This window comes from Leifsonia sp. PARNA 1/14 (assembly GCF_055720965.1).
In genome coordinates, this window is sequence record NZ_JBVQSP010000001.1 from 735,298 (window position 1) to 749,681 (window position 14,384).

Below are 14,384 nucleotides of genomic sequence, written 5' to 3' on the forward strand. Positions count from 1 at the left end.
GTTCGCCGCGGCCTCCGCCGTGCTCGCGTCGCTGCCCACCGAAGTGCTCGGGCGGGTCGACACGATCTCGGCGAAGACCAAGGACGATGTGTCGTTCACGCTGCGCGGCAGCGGTGCGACGGTCGTCTGGGGGAGCGCAGAGGACTCCGGGCTCAAGTCGGCGGACCTCGCAGCACTCCTGAAGGGTGCGCCGGACGCGCACCGCTACGACGTCTCGTCACCGCACAGTGTGACGACGGGATGACCAGGTTGGAGGCCCACTTTGCCGACACGCCTGGAAACTGCGGCGGCTGGAGGCCCTGCGCCTCTACCGTCGAATCGAGAATTGCATACTCAGCATAACTTTAAGCCTCGAGTTGAGGTTGAAGGTTCCCGTGGAGGCCGGAAGTGACAGCAAACCAGAACTACCTCGCCGTGATCAAGGTCGTCGGCATCGGCGGCGGCGGCGTGAACGCCGTCAACCGCATGATCGAGCTCGGCCTGCGCGGCGTCGAGTTCATCGCCATCAACACGGACGCCCAGGCACTGCTCATGAGCGATGCCGACGTCAAGCTCGACGTCGGCCGTGAGATCACCCGCGGCCTCGGCGCCGGAGCCGACCCCGAGGTCGGCCGCCGGGCGGCGGAGGACCACGCGGAGGAGATCGAGGAGGCGCTCGCGGGCGCCGACATGGTCTTCGTGACCGCGGGCGAGGGCGGCGGCACCGGCACGGGCGGAGCGCCCGTGGTCGCGCGCATCGCCAAGTCGATCGGCGCCCTCACCATCGGTGTGGTCACCAAGCCGTTCTCCTTCGAGGGCAAGCGCCGCCAGCAGCAGGCGGAGTCCGGCGTGCAGCGCCTCAAAGAAGAGGTCGACACCCTCATCGTCGTCCCGAACGACCGGCTGCTGGAGATCAGCGACCGCGGCATCAGCATGCTGGAGGCGTTCTCCACCGCCGACCAGGTCCTCCTCGCCGGTGTGCAGGGCATCACCGACCTCATCACGACCCCGGGCCTCATCAACCTCGACTTCGCCGACGTGAAGTCCGTGATGCAGGGCGCCGGCTCTGCGCTTATGGGCATCGGCTCGTCGCGCGGTGCGGACCGCGCCATCAAGGCGGCCGAGCTGGCGGTGGCCTCGCCGCTGCTGGAGGCCTCCATCGACGGCGCCCACGGTGTGCTGCTCTCCATCCAGGGCGGATCGAACCTCGGCATCTTCGAGATCAACGACGCGGCCCGCCTGGTGCAGGAGGCCGTGCACCCGGAGGCCAACATCATCTTCGGTGCGGTCATCGACGACACCCTCGGCGACGAGGTGCGCGTCACGGTCATCGCGGCGGGTTTCGACGGCGGCGAGCCGAAGTCGGTGCAGGCCGCGGCAGACACGCGCCGCTCGACCTTCGTCGAGACGGGATCCGAGGAGGCCGCAGCGGCCTCCTCCGCGACTGTGGAGGCCGGCGAGGTCCAGGCGCCCGTGACGGAATGGCACGCGACCGGCGAGACCCCGGTCACCGAGACGGCCCAGAAGGACCCGGCGTTCGACGACGAGAATGACGACCTCGACATCCCCGACTTCCTCAAGTAACGCGCTCGCCGAGCGGCTGGCCGCTGTCCGGGGCGGCATCGCCGATGCCGCCAGGGCCGCCGGGCGCGCGCCGGAGGAGCTGACGACCATCGTCGTCACGAAGTTCCACCCGGCCTCGCTCGTGCGCGAGCTCGCGGCGCTCGGTGTGGAGGACGTGGGGGAGAACCGCCATCAGGAAGCGCAGGAGAAAGCGGCCGAGCTCGCCGAGCTCGGCCTCCACTGGCACTTCGTCGGGCAGCTCCAAAGCAAGAAGGCCCGCCAGGTCCGGCGCTACGCGAAGGTGATCCACTCGATCGACCGCTCGTCCGTCGTCGACGCCCTGGCCTCCGACGAGGACGTGATCGACGCGTTCGTGCAGCTCAACCTCACCGATGATCCCGGCCGTGGAGGCGTCGCCGACCGCGACCTCGAAGGACTGGTCGAGCGCGTGCTCGAGACGCAGGGGCTGCGTCTCCTCGGGGTCATGGCCGTCGCGCCGCTCGACGAGGAGCCGTCCCGCGCTTTCGAGCGGGTGCGCCTGGCGAGCGAACGCGTCCGCGCGCTCGCCCCCGACGCCGTCGCCATCTCGGCGGGGATGTCGCAGGACTACCGCGAGGCCATCGCGGCCGGCGCGACACACCTTCGGATCGGCACGGCCATTACCGGGAATCGGCCGACCCTTCGTTAATCTCGAAAGGGAGAAGGTTCATACAGTGCGTGCGAGGCGTCGGCGCACCGGTCTACACGGAGGAAGCGCATGGCCAACCCGCTGAAGAAGACGATGGTCTACCTGGGCCTCGCCGACGAGGAGCTGGAATTCGACGAGCAGCCCCAGGAGCAGGTGCAGCACCAGCCGCGCCGCGAGGCTCCCGCGCCTGCCCCGGTCCAGCCCGTCCCGCACCCCGCTCCGGTCGCCCCCGTGGCCGGTCGCGCTCCGGTAACCCCGCTGCGCAAATCGTCCACCGCACGGAATGTTTCGGTACAGGAAATGAACGAGATCCTCACAGTCCACCCCCGCCAGTACCGCGACGCGCAGGCGATCGCCGAGTCCTTCCGCGAAGGCATCCCGGTGATCATCAACCTCTCGCAGATGAGCGAGAGCGACGCGCGCCGCCTCATCGACTTCGCGAGCGGCCTGTCGCAGGGCCTCTACGGCAAGATCGAGCGGGTGACACCCAAGGTGTTTCTGCTCTCCCCGTCGCACGTGGTGGTCTCCGGAGAGCACGGCGGCCAGGACGCAGACGTCGACGCCTCCTTCTTCGCGCAGGCCTGACCGCCTCCGTACGAAAGCGCACCGTCCGGCCGGGCGGTGCGCTTTCGTGCATTCTCGGTCGTTCATACTGGAAGCGTGCTTGTCGTCTCGATCATCGCGAACGTCCTCTACTACGTCCTCCTGATCTACTTCTTCGTGCTCTGGGCGCGCTTCGTGCTCGATCTGGTGCGGACCTTCGCGCGGCAGTGGCGCCCACGCGGCTTCGGGCTCGTCCTCGCGGAGTCCACGTATGTGGTGACCGACCCGCCGATCCGCTTCTTCCGGCGGATCATCCCGCCGCTGTCGATGGGGCCCGTCGCGATCGACTTCGGCTGGAGCCTCACCATGCTCGTCGTCATCATCGGGCTGTACGTGACCCTGAGTTTCACCTGAGCGCAATTCCTCCCGACGCCTCGGCCGAGCGTCGGTGTCGGGCAGCGGCGCGCACCCGTTGTAATGTGGTCGAGGCCGACGCACCACGGGTGCGGCGGAGTGCGCTCTCGCAGTGCACTTTGCTAGCGTTGGCTGAACGCACTCAATGTTCGTCTTTTTCATGATCGAAGGTGGCTTGCCATGGCGCTGACTCCGGAAGATGTAGTCAACAAGCGGTTCCAACCGACGAAGTTCCGTGAGGGCTACGACCAGGACGAGGTCGACGACTTCCTCGACGAGGTCGTCGTCGAACTGCGTCGCCTGACCCAGGAGAGCGACGAGCTCAAGCAGCGCCTCGTCGCGGCCGACTCGCGCATCGCCGAGCTGCAGCGCAGCGGCGGCGCCGCCCCGGCCGCCCCCGTCGCGGCCGCACCGGCCGCCGACAACGGCGAGGTTCAGCGCCTCCAGCAGGAGAACAACGACCTCAAGCAGCGCCTCGCCGCCGCGCAGCGCGAGACCGAGGCCGCTCGTCAGCAGGCCTCCGCCGCGCCCGCCGCCGCCGCGGGAGCCGCCGGTGCCGCTGCCGGCTTCGCCGCCGGTGGTGCGACCGACGCGAACGACCCCAACGCGACCAACAACCTGCTCCAGCTCGCGCGCCGCCTCCACGAGGAGCACGTGCGCGAGGGCGTCGAGAAGCGCGACGCGCTCATCGCGGAGGGCCACGCCACCGCCGCCCGCATCGTCGCCGAGGCCGAGTCCAAGCAGCGCGCGCAGATCAGCGCGCTCGACCAGGAGCGCACCGGCCTGGAGCGCCGCATCGACGAGCTCCGCACCTTCGAGCGCGACTACCGTCAGGGTCTGAAGGGCTACATCGAGGGTCAGCTGCGCGACCTCGACAGCCAGCCCGCCGCCGCGCCGTCCGGCTTCGGCCAGGGCCGTCCGGCCCAGGGCACCGGCAACGTGCCGACTCCGGTCCCCGCCGGCTCGGGCGACGCCAACAGCCAGGACCAGGGCGCACAGCCCCCGGTCTTCCCCGGCTTTGGAGGCTAGTCCTTCGAGGACCAAGGTCAGCATCAGGGCCTTGGCGATCCTCGCCGTGGTCGCGCTCTGCGTGTACCTCGTCGACCAGATCGCCAAGGTCCTCGTTGTGTCGAACCTCTACGAGGGCCAGCAGGTCCAGGTCCTCGGACAGCTCCTCCAGTTCCACTTCGTCAAGAACCCGGGCGCCGCCTTCTCGATCGGCAGTGGTTCCACCTGGATCTTCTCCATCGTCGGTGTCGGCGTGCTCGGCTTCGTCATCTGGTATGCGCCGCGCATCCGCTCGACCGCGTGGGCGATCTTGTTCGGGCTTCTCCTGGGCGGACTGCTCGGCAACCTGACAGACCGGCTGTTCCGCGAGCCGGGCTTCGGAGTCGGCCACGTCGTCGACTTCCTGCAGATTCCGCTGTTGCCGGCGATCTTCAACCTCGCCGATGTCGCCATCGTCTCGAGCATGGCGCTGTTCCTCATCCTCACGCTGCGCGGAATCGGCCTGGACGGCCGGCGTCCGAGCGAGGAGGACGACGAGATCGGGGACGACGAGATCGAGGACGAAGAGATCGCGGACGACGACCTGCCCTCCCACGTCGACAAGCCCGGCGCCCCGCAGTCCTGATGGAGTCGCGTAGTTTCCCCATCCCCGACGGCCTCGACGGGTCGCGCGTCGACGCCGGCCTCGCCAAGCTCCTGGGCTTCTCGCGCAGCTTCGCCGCCGAGATCGCGGAGGCCGGCGACGTCAGCGTCGACGGCCGCCAGGCTGACAAGTCCGATCGCCTGATGGCCGGCTCCTGGCTCGAGGTGAGCTGGCAGCCACGTCAGGAGGCCCGCATCGTGCCGATCGCCGTCCCCGAGCTGACGATCGTGCACGACGACGACGACATCGTCGTGATCGACAAGCCCGTCGGCGTTGCGGCCCATCCCTCCGTCGGCTGGGAGGGCCCGACCGTGCTGGGCGCGCTGGCCGCCGCCGGCTTCCGCATCTCGACCTCCGGGGCCGCCGAACGCGCCGGCATCGTGCATCGCCTCGACGCCGGCACCAGCGGGCTCATGGTCGTGGCCAAGTCGGAGCACGCCTACACAGTCCTCAAGCGGGCCTTCCACGACCGCACGGTCGAGAAGATCTACCATGCCGTTGTCCAGGGCCACCCCGACCCGCTCACCGGCACGATCGACGCGCCGATCGGGCGCCACCCGCGGTCGGACTGGAAGTTCGCCGTCGTCGCGGGCGGCAAGCCCTCCGTCACTCACTACGAGACGATCGAGGCGTTCCCGTCGGCGAGCCTCCTCGAGATCCACCTGGAGACCGGTCGCACGCACCAGATCCGCGTTCACATGGCGGCGCAGCGGCACCCGTGCGCCGGCGACGCCATGTACGGCGCCGACCCCGCGCTGTCGGCGCGGCTCGGGCTCACGCGGCAGTGGCTGCACGCCGTTCAGCTCGCGTTCGCGCACCCCGCGACGGGGGAGTGGGTCACGTTCACGACGACCTACCCCGAGGATCTGCAACACGCTCTCGACGTGCTCCGCGCGTCGTAGGTCCGACGTAGTCTTAAGCCCTCACCTCGACCCGGAGCACCAGTGCCTTCGACTGATTCGTTCGTCCATCTCCACGTCCACAGCGAGTACTCCATGCTCGATGGGGCCGCGCGCGTCAAACCGCTCATCGAGGCCGCCGTCGAGCAGGGTATGCCGGCCGTGGCCATCACCGACCACGGCAACATGTTCGGTGCCTTCGACTTCTGGCGCACGGCGACGGACGCGGGCATCAAGCCGATCATCGGCACCGAGGCGTACCTGACGCCACGCACCCACCGCACCGACAAGACCCGTGTGCGCTGGGGAGACGGCGGGGGCGACGACGTCTCCGGCTCCGGCGCGTACACCCACATGACGATGCTGGCGGCGACGACCGAGGGCATGCACAACCTGTTCCGGCTGTCGTCCTACGCCTCGATGGAGGGTTACTACTTCAAGCCGCGCATGGACCGCGAGCTGCTCAGCAAGTACTCGAAGGGCATCATCGCGACCACCGGCTGTCCGTCGGGCGAGGTGCAGACCCGACTGCGGCTCGGCCAGTACGACGAGGCCAAGAAGGCCGCGGCCGAGTTCCGGGACATTTTCGGCAGAGAGAACTTCTTCGCCGAGATCATGGATCACGGGCTCGGCATCGAGCGCCGGATCATGAGCGACCTGATCCGGCTCGCGAAGGAGCTCGGCATCCCGCTCGTCGCCACCAACGACCTCCACTACACGCACGCGGCCGACGCCAAGAGCCATGCCGCCCTGCTGTGCGTGCAGTCCGGATCGACGCTCGATGACCCCAACCGGTTCAAATTCGACGCTGACGAGTTCTACCTCAAGACGCCCGAGGAGATGCGGCAGCTCTTCCGCGACCACCCCGACGCGTGCGACAACACGCTGGCGATCGCCGAGCGCGTCGACGTGAAGTTCGACACCGCGGCCAACTACATGCCTCGCTTCCCGGTGCCCGAGGGCGAGAACGAGCAGAGCTGGTTCGTCAAAGAGGTCGAGAAGGGGCTCGAGCAGCGCTATCCGAACGGCATCACGCCCGAGGTGCGCAAGCAGGCCGACTACGAGATCGGCGTCATCTCGCAGATGGGCTTCCCCGGCTACTTCCTCGTCGTCGCCGACTTCATCAACTGGTCCAAGCGCAACGGCATCCGAGTGGGGCCGGGCCGTGGTTCCGGTGCAGGGTCGATGGCCGCGTACGCCATGCGCATCACCGACCTCGACCCGCTGCAGCACGGCCTCATCTTCGAGCGCTTCCTCAACCCCGACCGCGTCTCCATGCCCGACTTCGACGTCGACTTCGACGACCGCCGCCGTGGCGAGGTCATCAAGTACGTGACCGAGAAGTACGGGTCGGAGCGCGTGGCGCAGATCGTCACCTACGGCACCATCAAGGCCAAGCAGGCGCTGAAAGACTCCGGGCGGGTCCTCGGCTTCCCGTTCTCGATGGGCGAGAAGCTCACCAAGGCGATGCCGCCGCCCGTCATGGGCAAGGACATCCCGCTGACCGGGATCTTCGACAAAGAGCACCCGCGCTACAAGGAGGCCGTCGACATCCGCTCCGTCGTCGAGACGGATCCGGAGGCCAAGACGGTCTTCGACACGGCCCTCGGCCTCGAGAACCTCAAGCGCCAGTGGGGCGTGCACGCGGCCGGCGTCATCATGTCGTCGGATCCGCTCATCGACGTCATCCCGATCATGAAGCGCGAGCAGGACGGCCAGATCGTCACGCAGTTCGACTATCCGGCCTGCGAGTCGCTCGGACTGATCAAGATGGACTTCCTAGGTCTGCGCAACCTGACGATCATCAACGACGCGCTCGACAACATCCGCGACAACCGCGGCGTGAACCTCGTCCTGGAGGACCTCGAGCTCGACGACCGGCCCGCCTACGAGCTGCTGTCCCGCGGTGACACGCTCGGCGTGTTCCAGCTCGACGGCGGCCCGATGCGCTCGCTACTGCGCTTGATGAAACCCGACAACTTCGAGGACATCTCGGCACTGATCGCGCTGTACCGCCCGGGTCCGATGGGCGCGAACTCGCACACCAACTACGCGCTGCGCAAGAACGGCCTGCAAGACATCACGCCGATCCACCCGGAGCTCGCCGAGCCCCTGGAGGACATTCTCTCGACCAGCTACGGCCTGATCATCTATCAGGAGCAGGTCATGGCGATCGCGCAGAAGGTCGCCGGCTTCTCGCTCGGACAGGCCGACATCCTGCGTCGTGCGATGGGCAAGAAGAAGAAGTCCGAGCTCGACAAGCAGTTCGAGGGCTTTTCGCAGGGAATGGTCGACCGCGGTTATTCGATGGCGGCCGTCGGCAAGCTGTGGGAGATCCTCCTGCCGTTCTCCGACTACGCGTTCAACAAAGCGCACTCCGCCGCCTACGGCGTCATCTCGTACTGGACGGCCTACCTCAAGGCGCACTTCCCCGCTGAGTACATGGCCGCGCTGCTCACCAGCGTCGGCGACTCCAAGGACAAGATGGCCCTCTACCTCAACGAGTGCCGGCGGATGGGCATCAAGGTGCTTCCGCCCGACGTCAACGAGTCGAACCTCTACTTCGCGGCCGTCGGCGAGGACATCCGCTTCGGCATGGGCGCCGTGCGCAACGTCGGCGCGAATGTCGTCGAGGGCGTCCGGGAGGCCCGCGAGGGCAAGGGCCGCTTCGAGTCGTTCCACGACTTCCTCGGCAAGGTGCCGATCCACGCCGCGAACAAGCGCACGGTCGAGTCGCTGATCAAGGCAGGGGCGTTCGACTCGCTCGGTCACACCCGGCGCGCCCTCGTGGAGGTCCACGAGGACGCGGTGGAGTCCGCGGTCAAGATCAAGCGCAGCGAGGCGAACGGCGACGTCGGGTTCGACTTCGACAGCCTGTGGGGCGACGACGAGCCGAGTCAGTCGCAGCACCACATCCCGGAGCGACCGGAGTGGGTGAAGCGCGACAAGCTCGCGTTCGAGCGCGAGATGCTCGGGCTCTACGTCTCCGACCACCCGCTGGCCGGGCTGGAGCTGCAGCTCGCGAAGCTCGCCAGCACCTCCATCGCCGAGCTGCTCGCCTCCGACTCCGTGCAGGACGGCGACACCGTCGTCATCGCGGGTCTCGTCACGAGCGTGCAGCATCGCGTGGCCAAAGCCTCCGGCAACCAGTACGGCATGATCCAGGTCGAGGACTTCGGCGGCGAGATGACCGTCATGTTCATGGGCAAGGCGTACCAGGAGTTCTCACCGATGCTGCAGGGCGACGCCATCGTGGTGGTCCGCGGCCGGGTGAGCATGCGCGACGACGGCATGAACCTCCACGCCTTCAGCCTGATGACACCCGACCTGGGCCAGGCCGACGACGTCGGGACGCTCATGATCACGATGCCGGACCAGCGGGCGACCACCGACACGGTCTCGTCGTTGGCCGAGGTGCTGTCGCGCCATCCGGGCGACAGCGAAGTGCGGCTGCGGCTCGTGAAGGGCCAGGTCGCGCGCGTCTTCGAGGTGCCCAAGCCGGTGAAGGTGTCGCCCGACCTCTACGGCGAGCTCAAGGGCCTGCTCGGCCCGAACTGCCTGGTGTAAGCCCGGTCAGTCCAGCTCGCTGGGCCGGTGGTAGCGGCGCTCGTGGTACAGCAGCGGCTCGTCGGGCTCGCCGAGCTCTCCGCCTTCGATCTGCACGACGACCACCGCGCTGTTGTGCACCGGGAACCGTTCGACGATGCGGCCGACCATCCACGACGTCACACCGTTGATGACGGGCAGGCCGTGCGGTCCGCGATGCCAGTGGTCGCCGAGGAAGCGTCGCGAGTTGTCATCCGAGAGGATCTCGGCGACGCCTTTGTTGCGGACGCCGAGCATGTGGATGACGACGCGCTCGGTCTCCAGGATCGCGGGCCAGCTCGACGCCGAGAGCGCCATGTTGAAGGTCGCCAGCGGAGGGACGGCGGCGAGCGAGGCGAGCGACGTGGCGGTGAAACCGACCGGGGTTCCGTCCGACGTCTGAGCGGTCACGATGGCCACTCCCGCGGCGTGCCGGCGGAATGCCTGACGGAACGCGGAGAGGTCGGGAGTGCGGTCGGTCGTCGCATCGTTCATACAGATTAAGAAGTACCGTTCGGCGCGGGGGATTCCCGAGGGGGGAAAGTCGGGAGCGGATAGGCTGTGAGGGCCATGATGAACACCATCGATCTCCGCGGAGTCCAGCCTACCCGCGCCGCCTTCGAGCGGCTCGTCCCCCGTCCCGTCGTCGACGTCCAGGTCGCGATGGAGGTCGCCGGCGAGCTGATCCATGACGTCCGGGCCAGGGGGGCGGCGGCCCTCGCCGAGCAGGCCGAGCGGTTCGACGGCGGGGCTCCTGCGTCGATCCGCGTACCGGCCTCCGACATCGCCGCCGCGGTGGACGCCCTCGCGCCGGAGGTTCGGGAGGCCCTGGAGGAGGCGATCGTGCGCGTGCGCGAGGCGACCGGCGCGCAGGTGCCGCCGGCAGCGGAGACCCGCATCGGCCCCGGCGCGACCATCGTGCAGCGGTGGCAGCCTGTCGAGCGCGCCGGTCTCTACGTCCCCGGCGGCAAGGCGGTCTACCCGTCGAGCGTCGTCATGAACGCTGTTCCGGCCCAGGTCGCCGGCGTCTCGTCCGTCGCCCTCGCGAGCCCGCCTCAGCGCCAGTTCGGCGGTTCGGTGCACCCGGTCATCCTCGGCGCCGCGGGACTGCTGGGCATCGACGAGGTCTACGCGATGGGAGGCGCCGGAGCGATCGGCGCGCTCGCCTACGGCGTCGAAGACATCGGCCTCGACCCTGTGCAGGTCATCACCGGCCCCGGCAACATCTACGTCGCTGCGGCCAAGCGCGTCGTCCGCGGTCAGACCGGCATCGACTCGGAGGCCGGGACGACCGAGATCCTGGTCATCGCCGACGACTCCGCCGACCCGCGCTACGTCGCAGCAGACCTGATCAGCCAGGCCGAGCACGACGAGGCCGCGGCCTCCCTGCTCGTCACCGACAGCCCCGCCTTCGCCGATCGCGTGTCCGCCGAACTCGACGCGCTCGCCGGGGCGACCAAGCACGCTGAGCGCGTGCGAACGGCGCTCGGCGGCCAGCAGTCGGCGATCGTGCTGGTCGACGACCTGGTCGCGGCGGCCGCGTTCAGCAACGCCTACGGGCCGGAGCACCTCGAGCTGCAGACGGCCGACCCGGATGCGCTGCTCGGGCTCATCCAGAACGCCGGCGCGATCTTCGTCGGCCCGGCCGCGCCGGTCAGCCTCGGCGACTATCTCGCCGGCTCCAACCACGTGCTCCCGACCGGCGGCCAGGCCCGGTTCTCGCCCGGCCTCGGGGCGTACTCGTTCCTGCGGCCGCAGCAGGTGGTCCGGTACGACCGTGATGCCCTGCGCACGGTCGCCGACCGCATCGTTGCGCTCTCCACGGCGGAGGACCTCCCGGCTCACGGCGAAGCGGTGACGATCCGCTTCAGGTGAGGGGCCCCGGTCGCGGGATCCCTCGACGCTGGGGTCGCGGCGTCGCTCCGGGCCGCCCACGCTCCACCGCGCGGTAGGATTTCCTCCATGTACTGCCCCTTCTGCCGCCACCCGGACTCCCGCGTCATCGACTCCCGGACGAGCGACGACGGGCTCTCGATCCGGCGGCGCCGACAGTGCCCCGAGTGCGGCCGACGCTTCTCGACCACCGAGACCGCTAGCCTCAGCGTCATCAAACGCAGCGGCGTCGTCGAGCCGTTCAGCCGCGAGAAGATCGTGCTCGGCGTCCGCAAGGCCTGCCAGGGCCGGCCGGTGACCGACTCCGACCTGGCGGTGCTCGCCCAGAAGGTGGAGGAGACCATCCGCTCGACCGGTGCCTCCCAGATCGAGGCCAACGACATCGGCCTCGCCATCCTCCCCGAGCTCCGGGAGCTCGACGAGGTCGCCTACCTGCGGTTCGCGAGCGTCTACCAGGCGTTCGACTCGCTGGAGGACTTCGAAGCGGCCATCCAGCAGTTGCGCGTCGCGCACCACGGCGAGCCGGTCGACGTCGAGGCGTGACGTAAGCCTCGCGGCTCGGTGCGCGCCGCAGGGTATTCTTCTACCGGCATGTATCGCACACTCTTCTCCCTCGTCCTGTCGAAGCTCGATCCCGAGCGCGCGCACCACCTCGCCTTCCTGGTGATCCGCGCCCTTCCAGCCGTGGGACTGGGCGCCCTGGCCCGCAGATTCACCGCAGCCGATCCGTCGCTCGCCGTCGAGACGCTCGGGCTGCGTTTCGCGTCGCCGTTCGGCCTCGCTGCCGGGTTCGACAAAGACGGCGAGGCCGTGATCGGGCTCGGCGATCTCGGGTTCGGGCATGTGGAGGTCGGCACGATCACCGCCCTCGCACAGCCGGGCAACGACCGGCCGCGGCTCTTCCGGCTGATCCCGGACCGCGCGGTGATCAACCGGATGGGATTCAACAACCACGGCGCCGGTGCCGCCGCCGACCGCCTCCTCAAGGTAGGCCGCGCGCGGCAGCGGCCGGTGCTCGGCGTGAACATCGGCAAGAGCCGCGTCGTCGCCGTCGAGGACGCCACGCAGGACTACCTGACCAGCGCACGCGCGCTCGCCCCGGTCGCCGACTACCTGGTCGTGAACGTCAGCTCGCCGAACACGCCCGGTCTGCGCGGCCTCCAGGAGCTCGAGCTGCTGGCGCCGCTGCTGACCGCAGTGAAACAGGTCGCCGGCTCGGTTCCGCTGCTGGTGAAGATCGCCCCCGACCTGACGGACGAGCAAGTCGAGAAGATCGCGGGCCTCGCCGTCGAGCTCGGACTCGCCGGCATCATCGCCACGAACACGACGATCTCGCGCGACGGCTTGTCGACCGATGCCGCCGTGGTGGAGGCCGCCGGCGCCGGAGGGCTCTCCGGCGCACCGCTGGCAGCCCGGTCGCTCGAGGTGCTCAGGCTGATCCGGGCCCACGTCCCCGCCGACCTGTGCGTCATCTCGGTCGGCGGCGTCGAGACGGCAGACGACGTGCAGCGCCGGCTCGACGCGGGCGCGACGCTCGTGCAGGGCTACACGGCGTTCCTCTACCGCGGGCCGCTCTGGGCGCGGCAGATCAACCGCGGGCTGCTACGCCTCCGGCGTGCCCTGGTGGAAGCGTAGGCGCCACCGCCCACCGCTCCGGAGCCACAGCGAGCTGCGCAGGCTGGCCCCGCGCGCGTCGACCGTGCGCGCCGTGAGCAGGATGACGTCGGAGCCGAGACGCTCGGTGCCGAGCACGTCGATCTCCGCGGCGGGCGCGTCCTCAGCCTCCAGAGCCTCCAGGATCGCGTCGCGCCCCCAGAGGGTGCCCGACCGGCCGATCTCCTCGAACTCGGGGTGCAGCAGCGCCGCGACACGGGACGAGTCGGCGCGGACGGCCGGCTCGATGAGCTCGCGCTCGAGGCGTGCCACGGCCTCCTCGTCGGTCTCCGCCGCACTCGCGTCGTCGGACGTCAGGAGGTCGTCGAACAGGTCGAACTCGACGCTCGTCACCGCCGGGGCCGCGACCTGCGCCTGAGCGGGTCGCGCGAGGGCGGGCTCCGGCTCGTGGACGGCCGCGCCCGGCCATCCCGGGCCGATCGGGATCACGTCGTCGTCGCGGTACGCCGTGGCGACAGCGCGGGCGCGCAGATCCGCGGCCTCGTTGAGGTCGTGTCCGGCATGGCCCTTGACCCACTCGAACGTGTAACTGCGACCGTGCAGCGCGCGATCCAGGCGTTCGAGGAGCTCGCGGTTGAGGACGGGGGAGCCGTCGGATTTACGCCAGCCCTTGCGCTTCCAGCCCGGCATCCACTTGGTGACCGAGTTGATCACGTACTGGCTGTCGCACAGGATGCGCAGGTCGTCGTCGACGTGGGCGGTCGACTCGAGGAGGTCGATGACAGCCATGAGCTCGCCCATGTTGTTGGTGCCGTGCGGCCAGCCGCCCGCCGACCAGTGGTCGTCGTCGACGTACCAGGCCCAGCCGGCCGGGCCGGGGTTACCGAGGGCGGAGCCGTCCGCCGCTGCGACGATCGTCACGTCAGCTGGGGTAGTGGCCGCGCTTGACCTGCGGCTTCGGCAGACGCATGACGCGCAGCTGCAGCGCACGCATGGCGGCGTACCACTTGAGGCCGCGCTCGACCTTGGTCTTGCCGAACTTGTCGCCGACTTTCCTGGTGACCACGAAGCCGAGGACGATGCAGTCGATGACGGCGATCAGGAAGAACGCCCACAGTGCGACCAGGCCCCAGAGCTGCATGAACTGCCACGGCAGGAAGCTGAGCACGATGACCAGCAGCATGACGGGGATGAGGAACTCGCCGATGCTGAAGCGCGCGTCCACATAGTCGCGCACGTAGCGCCGCTGCGGTCCGCGGTCGCGGGCGGTGAGGTAGCGCTCGTCGCCCGCCGCCATGCCGACGCGGGCCTTCTCGCGGGCCTCGGCCTGCTTGGTGCGCGCCGTGCGAGCCGCCTCTTTGCGGTCCGTGGGCACCAGGGGCCGCTTGCGGGCGGCCTCCTGCTCACGGCGGGAGGGCGTGGGGGCGCCCTTGCCCTGCGTGAGCCGGGCTGCGGTCTCTTCGGGGGTCTCGACGGCGGGCGTCTCCGCCTCGGCCGCCGGGTTCTGTCGTTTCGCCAACGCTTGCGCCTTCGTTTCAGGGGTCCGTTTAAGATT

14 protein-coding genes and 1 pseudogene are annotated in these 14,384 nt (G+C 69.2%); 12 read left to right on the forward strand and 3 right to left on the reverse strand.

Annotated elements, in window-relative coordinates; translation table 11 throughout:
• From AC0HS0_RS03715 to dnaE, 9 genes and pseudogenes are all read left to right on the forward strand, one after another.
• A pseudogene (locus AC0HS0_RS03715) lies at positions 1–244 on the forward strand (FtsQ-type POTRA domain-containing protein); the annotation flags it as partial.
• Positions 245–387: 143 nt separating this feature from the next.
• Positions 388–1,563, forward strand: a complete 1,176-nt coding sequence (gene ftsZ, locus AC0HS0_RS03720) for a cell division protein FtsZ (protein ID WP_472961727.1) — start codon at positions 388–390, stop codon at positions 1,561–1,563.
• Positions 1,529–2,230 carry a YggS family pyridoxal phosphate-dependent enzyme gene (locus AC0HS0_RS03725; protein ID WP_472961729.1) on the forward strand — a complete coding sequence of 234 codons (702 nt, stop codon included), beginning with the start codon at positions 1,529–1,531 and terminating at the stop codon, positions 2,228–2,230. The genes ftsZ and AC0HS0_RS03725 overlap by 35 nt, the downstream gene beginning before the upstream one ends.
• Positions 2,231–2,299: 69 nt before the next feature.
• On the forward strand, positions 2,300–2,815 hold the full coding sequence (locus AC0HS0_RS03730; protein ID WP_472961731.1) for a cell division protein SepF: 516 nt from the start codon (positions 2,300–2,302) through the stop codon (positions 2,813–2,815).
• A 75-nt stretch (positions 2,816–2,890) separates the two neighbouring features.
• The gene (locus AC0HS0_RS03735; protein WP_179605620.1) at positions 2,891–3,187 is read left to right on the forward strand and encodes a YggT family protein; all 297 of its coding nucleotides are present in this window, start codon (positions 2,891–2,893) and stop codon (positions 3,185–3,187) included.
• Between the two features lie 180 nt (positions 3,188–3,367).
• Positions 3,368–4,216 carry a DivIVA domain-containing protein gene (locus AC0HS0_RS03740; protein WP_472961732.1) on the forward strand — a complete coding sequence of 283 codons (849 nt, stop codon included), beginning with the start codon at positions 3,368–3,370 and terminating at the stop codon, positions 4,214–4,216.
• 31 nt (positions 4,217–4,247) lie between these two features.
• Positions 4,248–4,820, forward strand: a complete 573-nt coding sequence (gene lspA, locus AC0HS0_RS03745; RefSeq protein WP_472961733.1) for a signal peptidase II — start codon at positions 4,248–4,250, stop codon at positions 4,818–4,820.
• Positions 4,820–5,740 carry an RluA family pseudouridine synthase gene (locus AC0HS0_RS03750; RefSeq protein WP_472961735.1) on the forward strand — a complete coding sequence of 307 codons (921 nt, stop codon included), beginning with the start codon at positions 4,820–4,822 and terminating at the stop codon, positions 5,738–5,740. Before lspA ends, AC0HS0_RS03750 begins: the two co-directional genes overlap by 1 nt.
• Before the next feature lie 93 nt (positions 5,741–5,833).
• The gene (gene dnaE, locus AC0HS0_RS03755) at positions 5,834–9,304 is read left to right on the forward strand and encodes a DNA polymerase III subunit alpha (RefSeq protein ID WP_472961737.1); all 3,471 of its coding nucleotides are present in this window, start codon (positions 5,834–5,836) and stop codon (positions 9,302–9,304) included.
• A gap of 6 nt (positions 9,305–9,310) precedes the next feature.
• Here the strand turns inward: dnaE and AC0HS0_RS03760 are convergent, their stop codons facing one another.
• On the reverse strand, positions 9,311–9,817 hold the full coding sequence (locus AC0HS0_RS03760; protein ID WP_472961740.1) for a flavin reductase family protein: 507 nt from the start codon (positions 9,815–9,817) through the stop codon (positions 9,311–9,313).
• Positions 9,818–9,892: 75 nt separating this feature from the next.
• Here AC0HS0_RS03760 and hisD point away from each other — a divergent pair, with 75 nt between their 5' ends.
• The 3 genes from hisD (at position 9,893) to AC0HS0_RS03775 (ending at position 12,850) form a co-directional block, all read left to right on the forward strand.
• Positions 9,893–11,197, forward strand: coding sequence for a histidinol dehydrogenase (gene hisD / locus AC0HS0_RS03765; protein WP_472961742.1), 1,305 nt, complete (start codon positions 9,893–9,895; stop codon positions 11,195–11,197).
• Between the two features lie 87 nt (positions 11,198–11,284).
• On the forward strand, positions 11,285–11,758 hold the full coding sequence (gene nrdR / locus AC0HS0_RS03770) for a transcriptional regulator NrdR (protein ID WP_472961743.1): 474 nt from the start codon (positions 11,285–11,287) through the stop codon (positions 11,756–11,758).
• A 48-nt stretch (positions 11,759–11,806) separates the two neighbouring features.
• Positions 11,807–12,850, forward strand: coding sequence for a quinone-dependent dihydroorotate dehydrogenase (locus tag AC0HS0_RS03775; RefSeq protein WP_472961745.1), 1,044 nt, complete (start codon positions 11,807–11,809; stop codon positions 12,848–12,850).
• Here the strand turns inward: AC0HS0_RS03775 and AC0HS0_RS03780 are convergent.
• Both AC0HS0_RS03780 and AC0HS0_RS03785 read right to left on the reverse strand, forming a co-directional pair.
• Positions 12,818–13,750 (reverse strand): RNase H family protein, encoded by a 933-nt coding sequence (locus AC0HS0_RS03780; RefSeq protein WP_472961746.1) that lies wholly within the window; start codon positions 13,748–13,750, stop codon positions 12,818–12,820. The two genes, AC0HS0_RS03775 and AC0HS0_RS03780, sit on opposite strands and share 33 nt — an antisense overlap.
• Position 13,751: 1 nt before the next feature.
• Positions 13,752–14,348 (reverse strand): DUF3043 domain-containing protein, encoded by a 597-nt coding sequence (locus tag AC0HS0_RS03785; RefSeq protein WP_472961748.1) that lies wholly within the window; start codon positions 14,346–14,348, stop codon positions 13,752–13,754.
• Between the last annotated feature and the right edge of the window lie 36 nt (positions 14,349–14,384).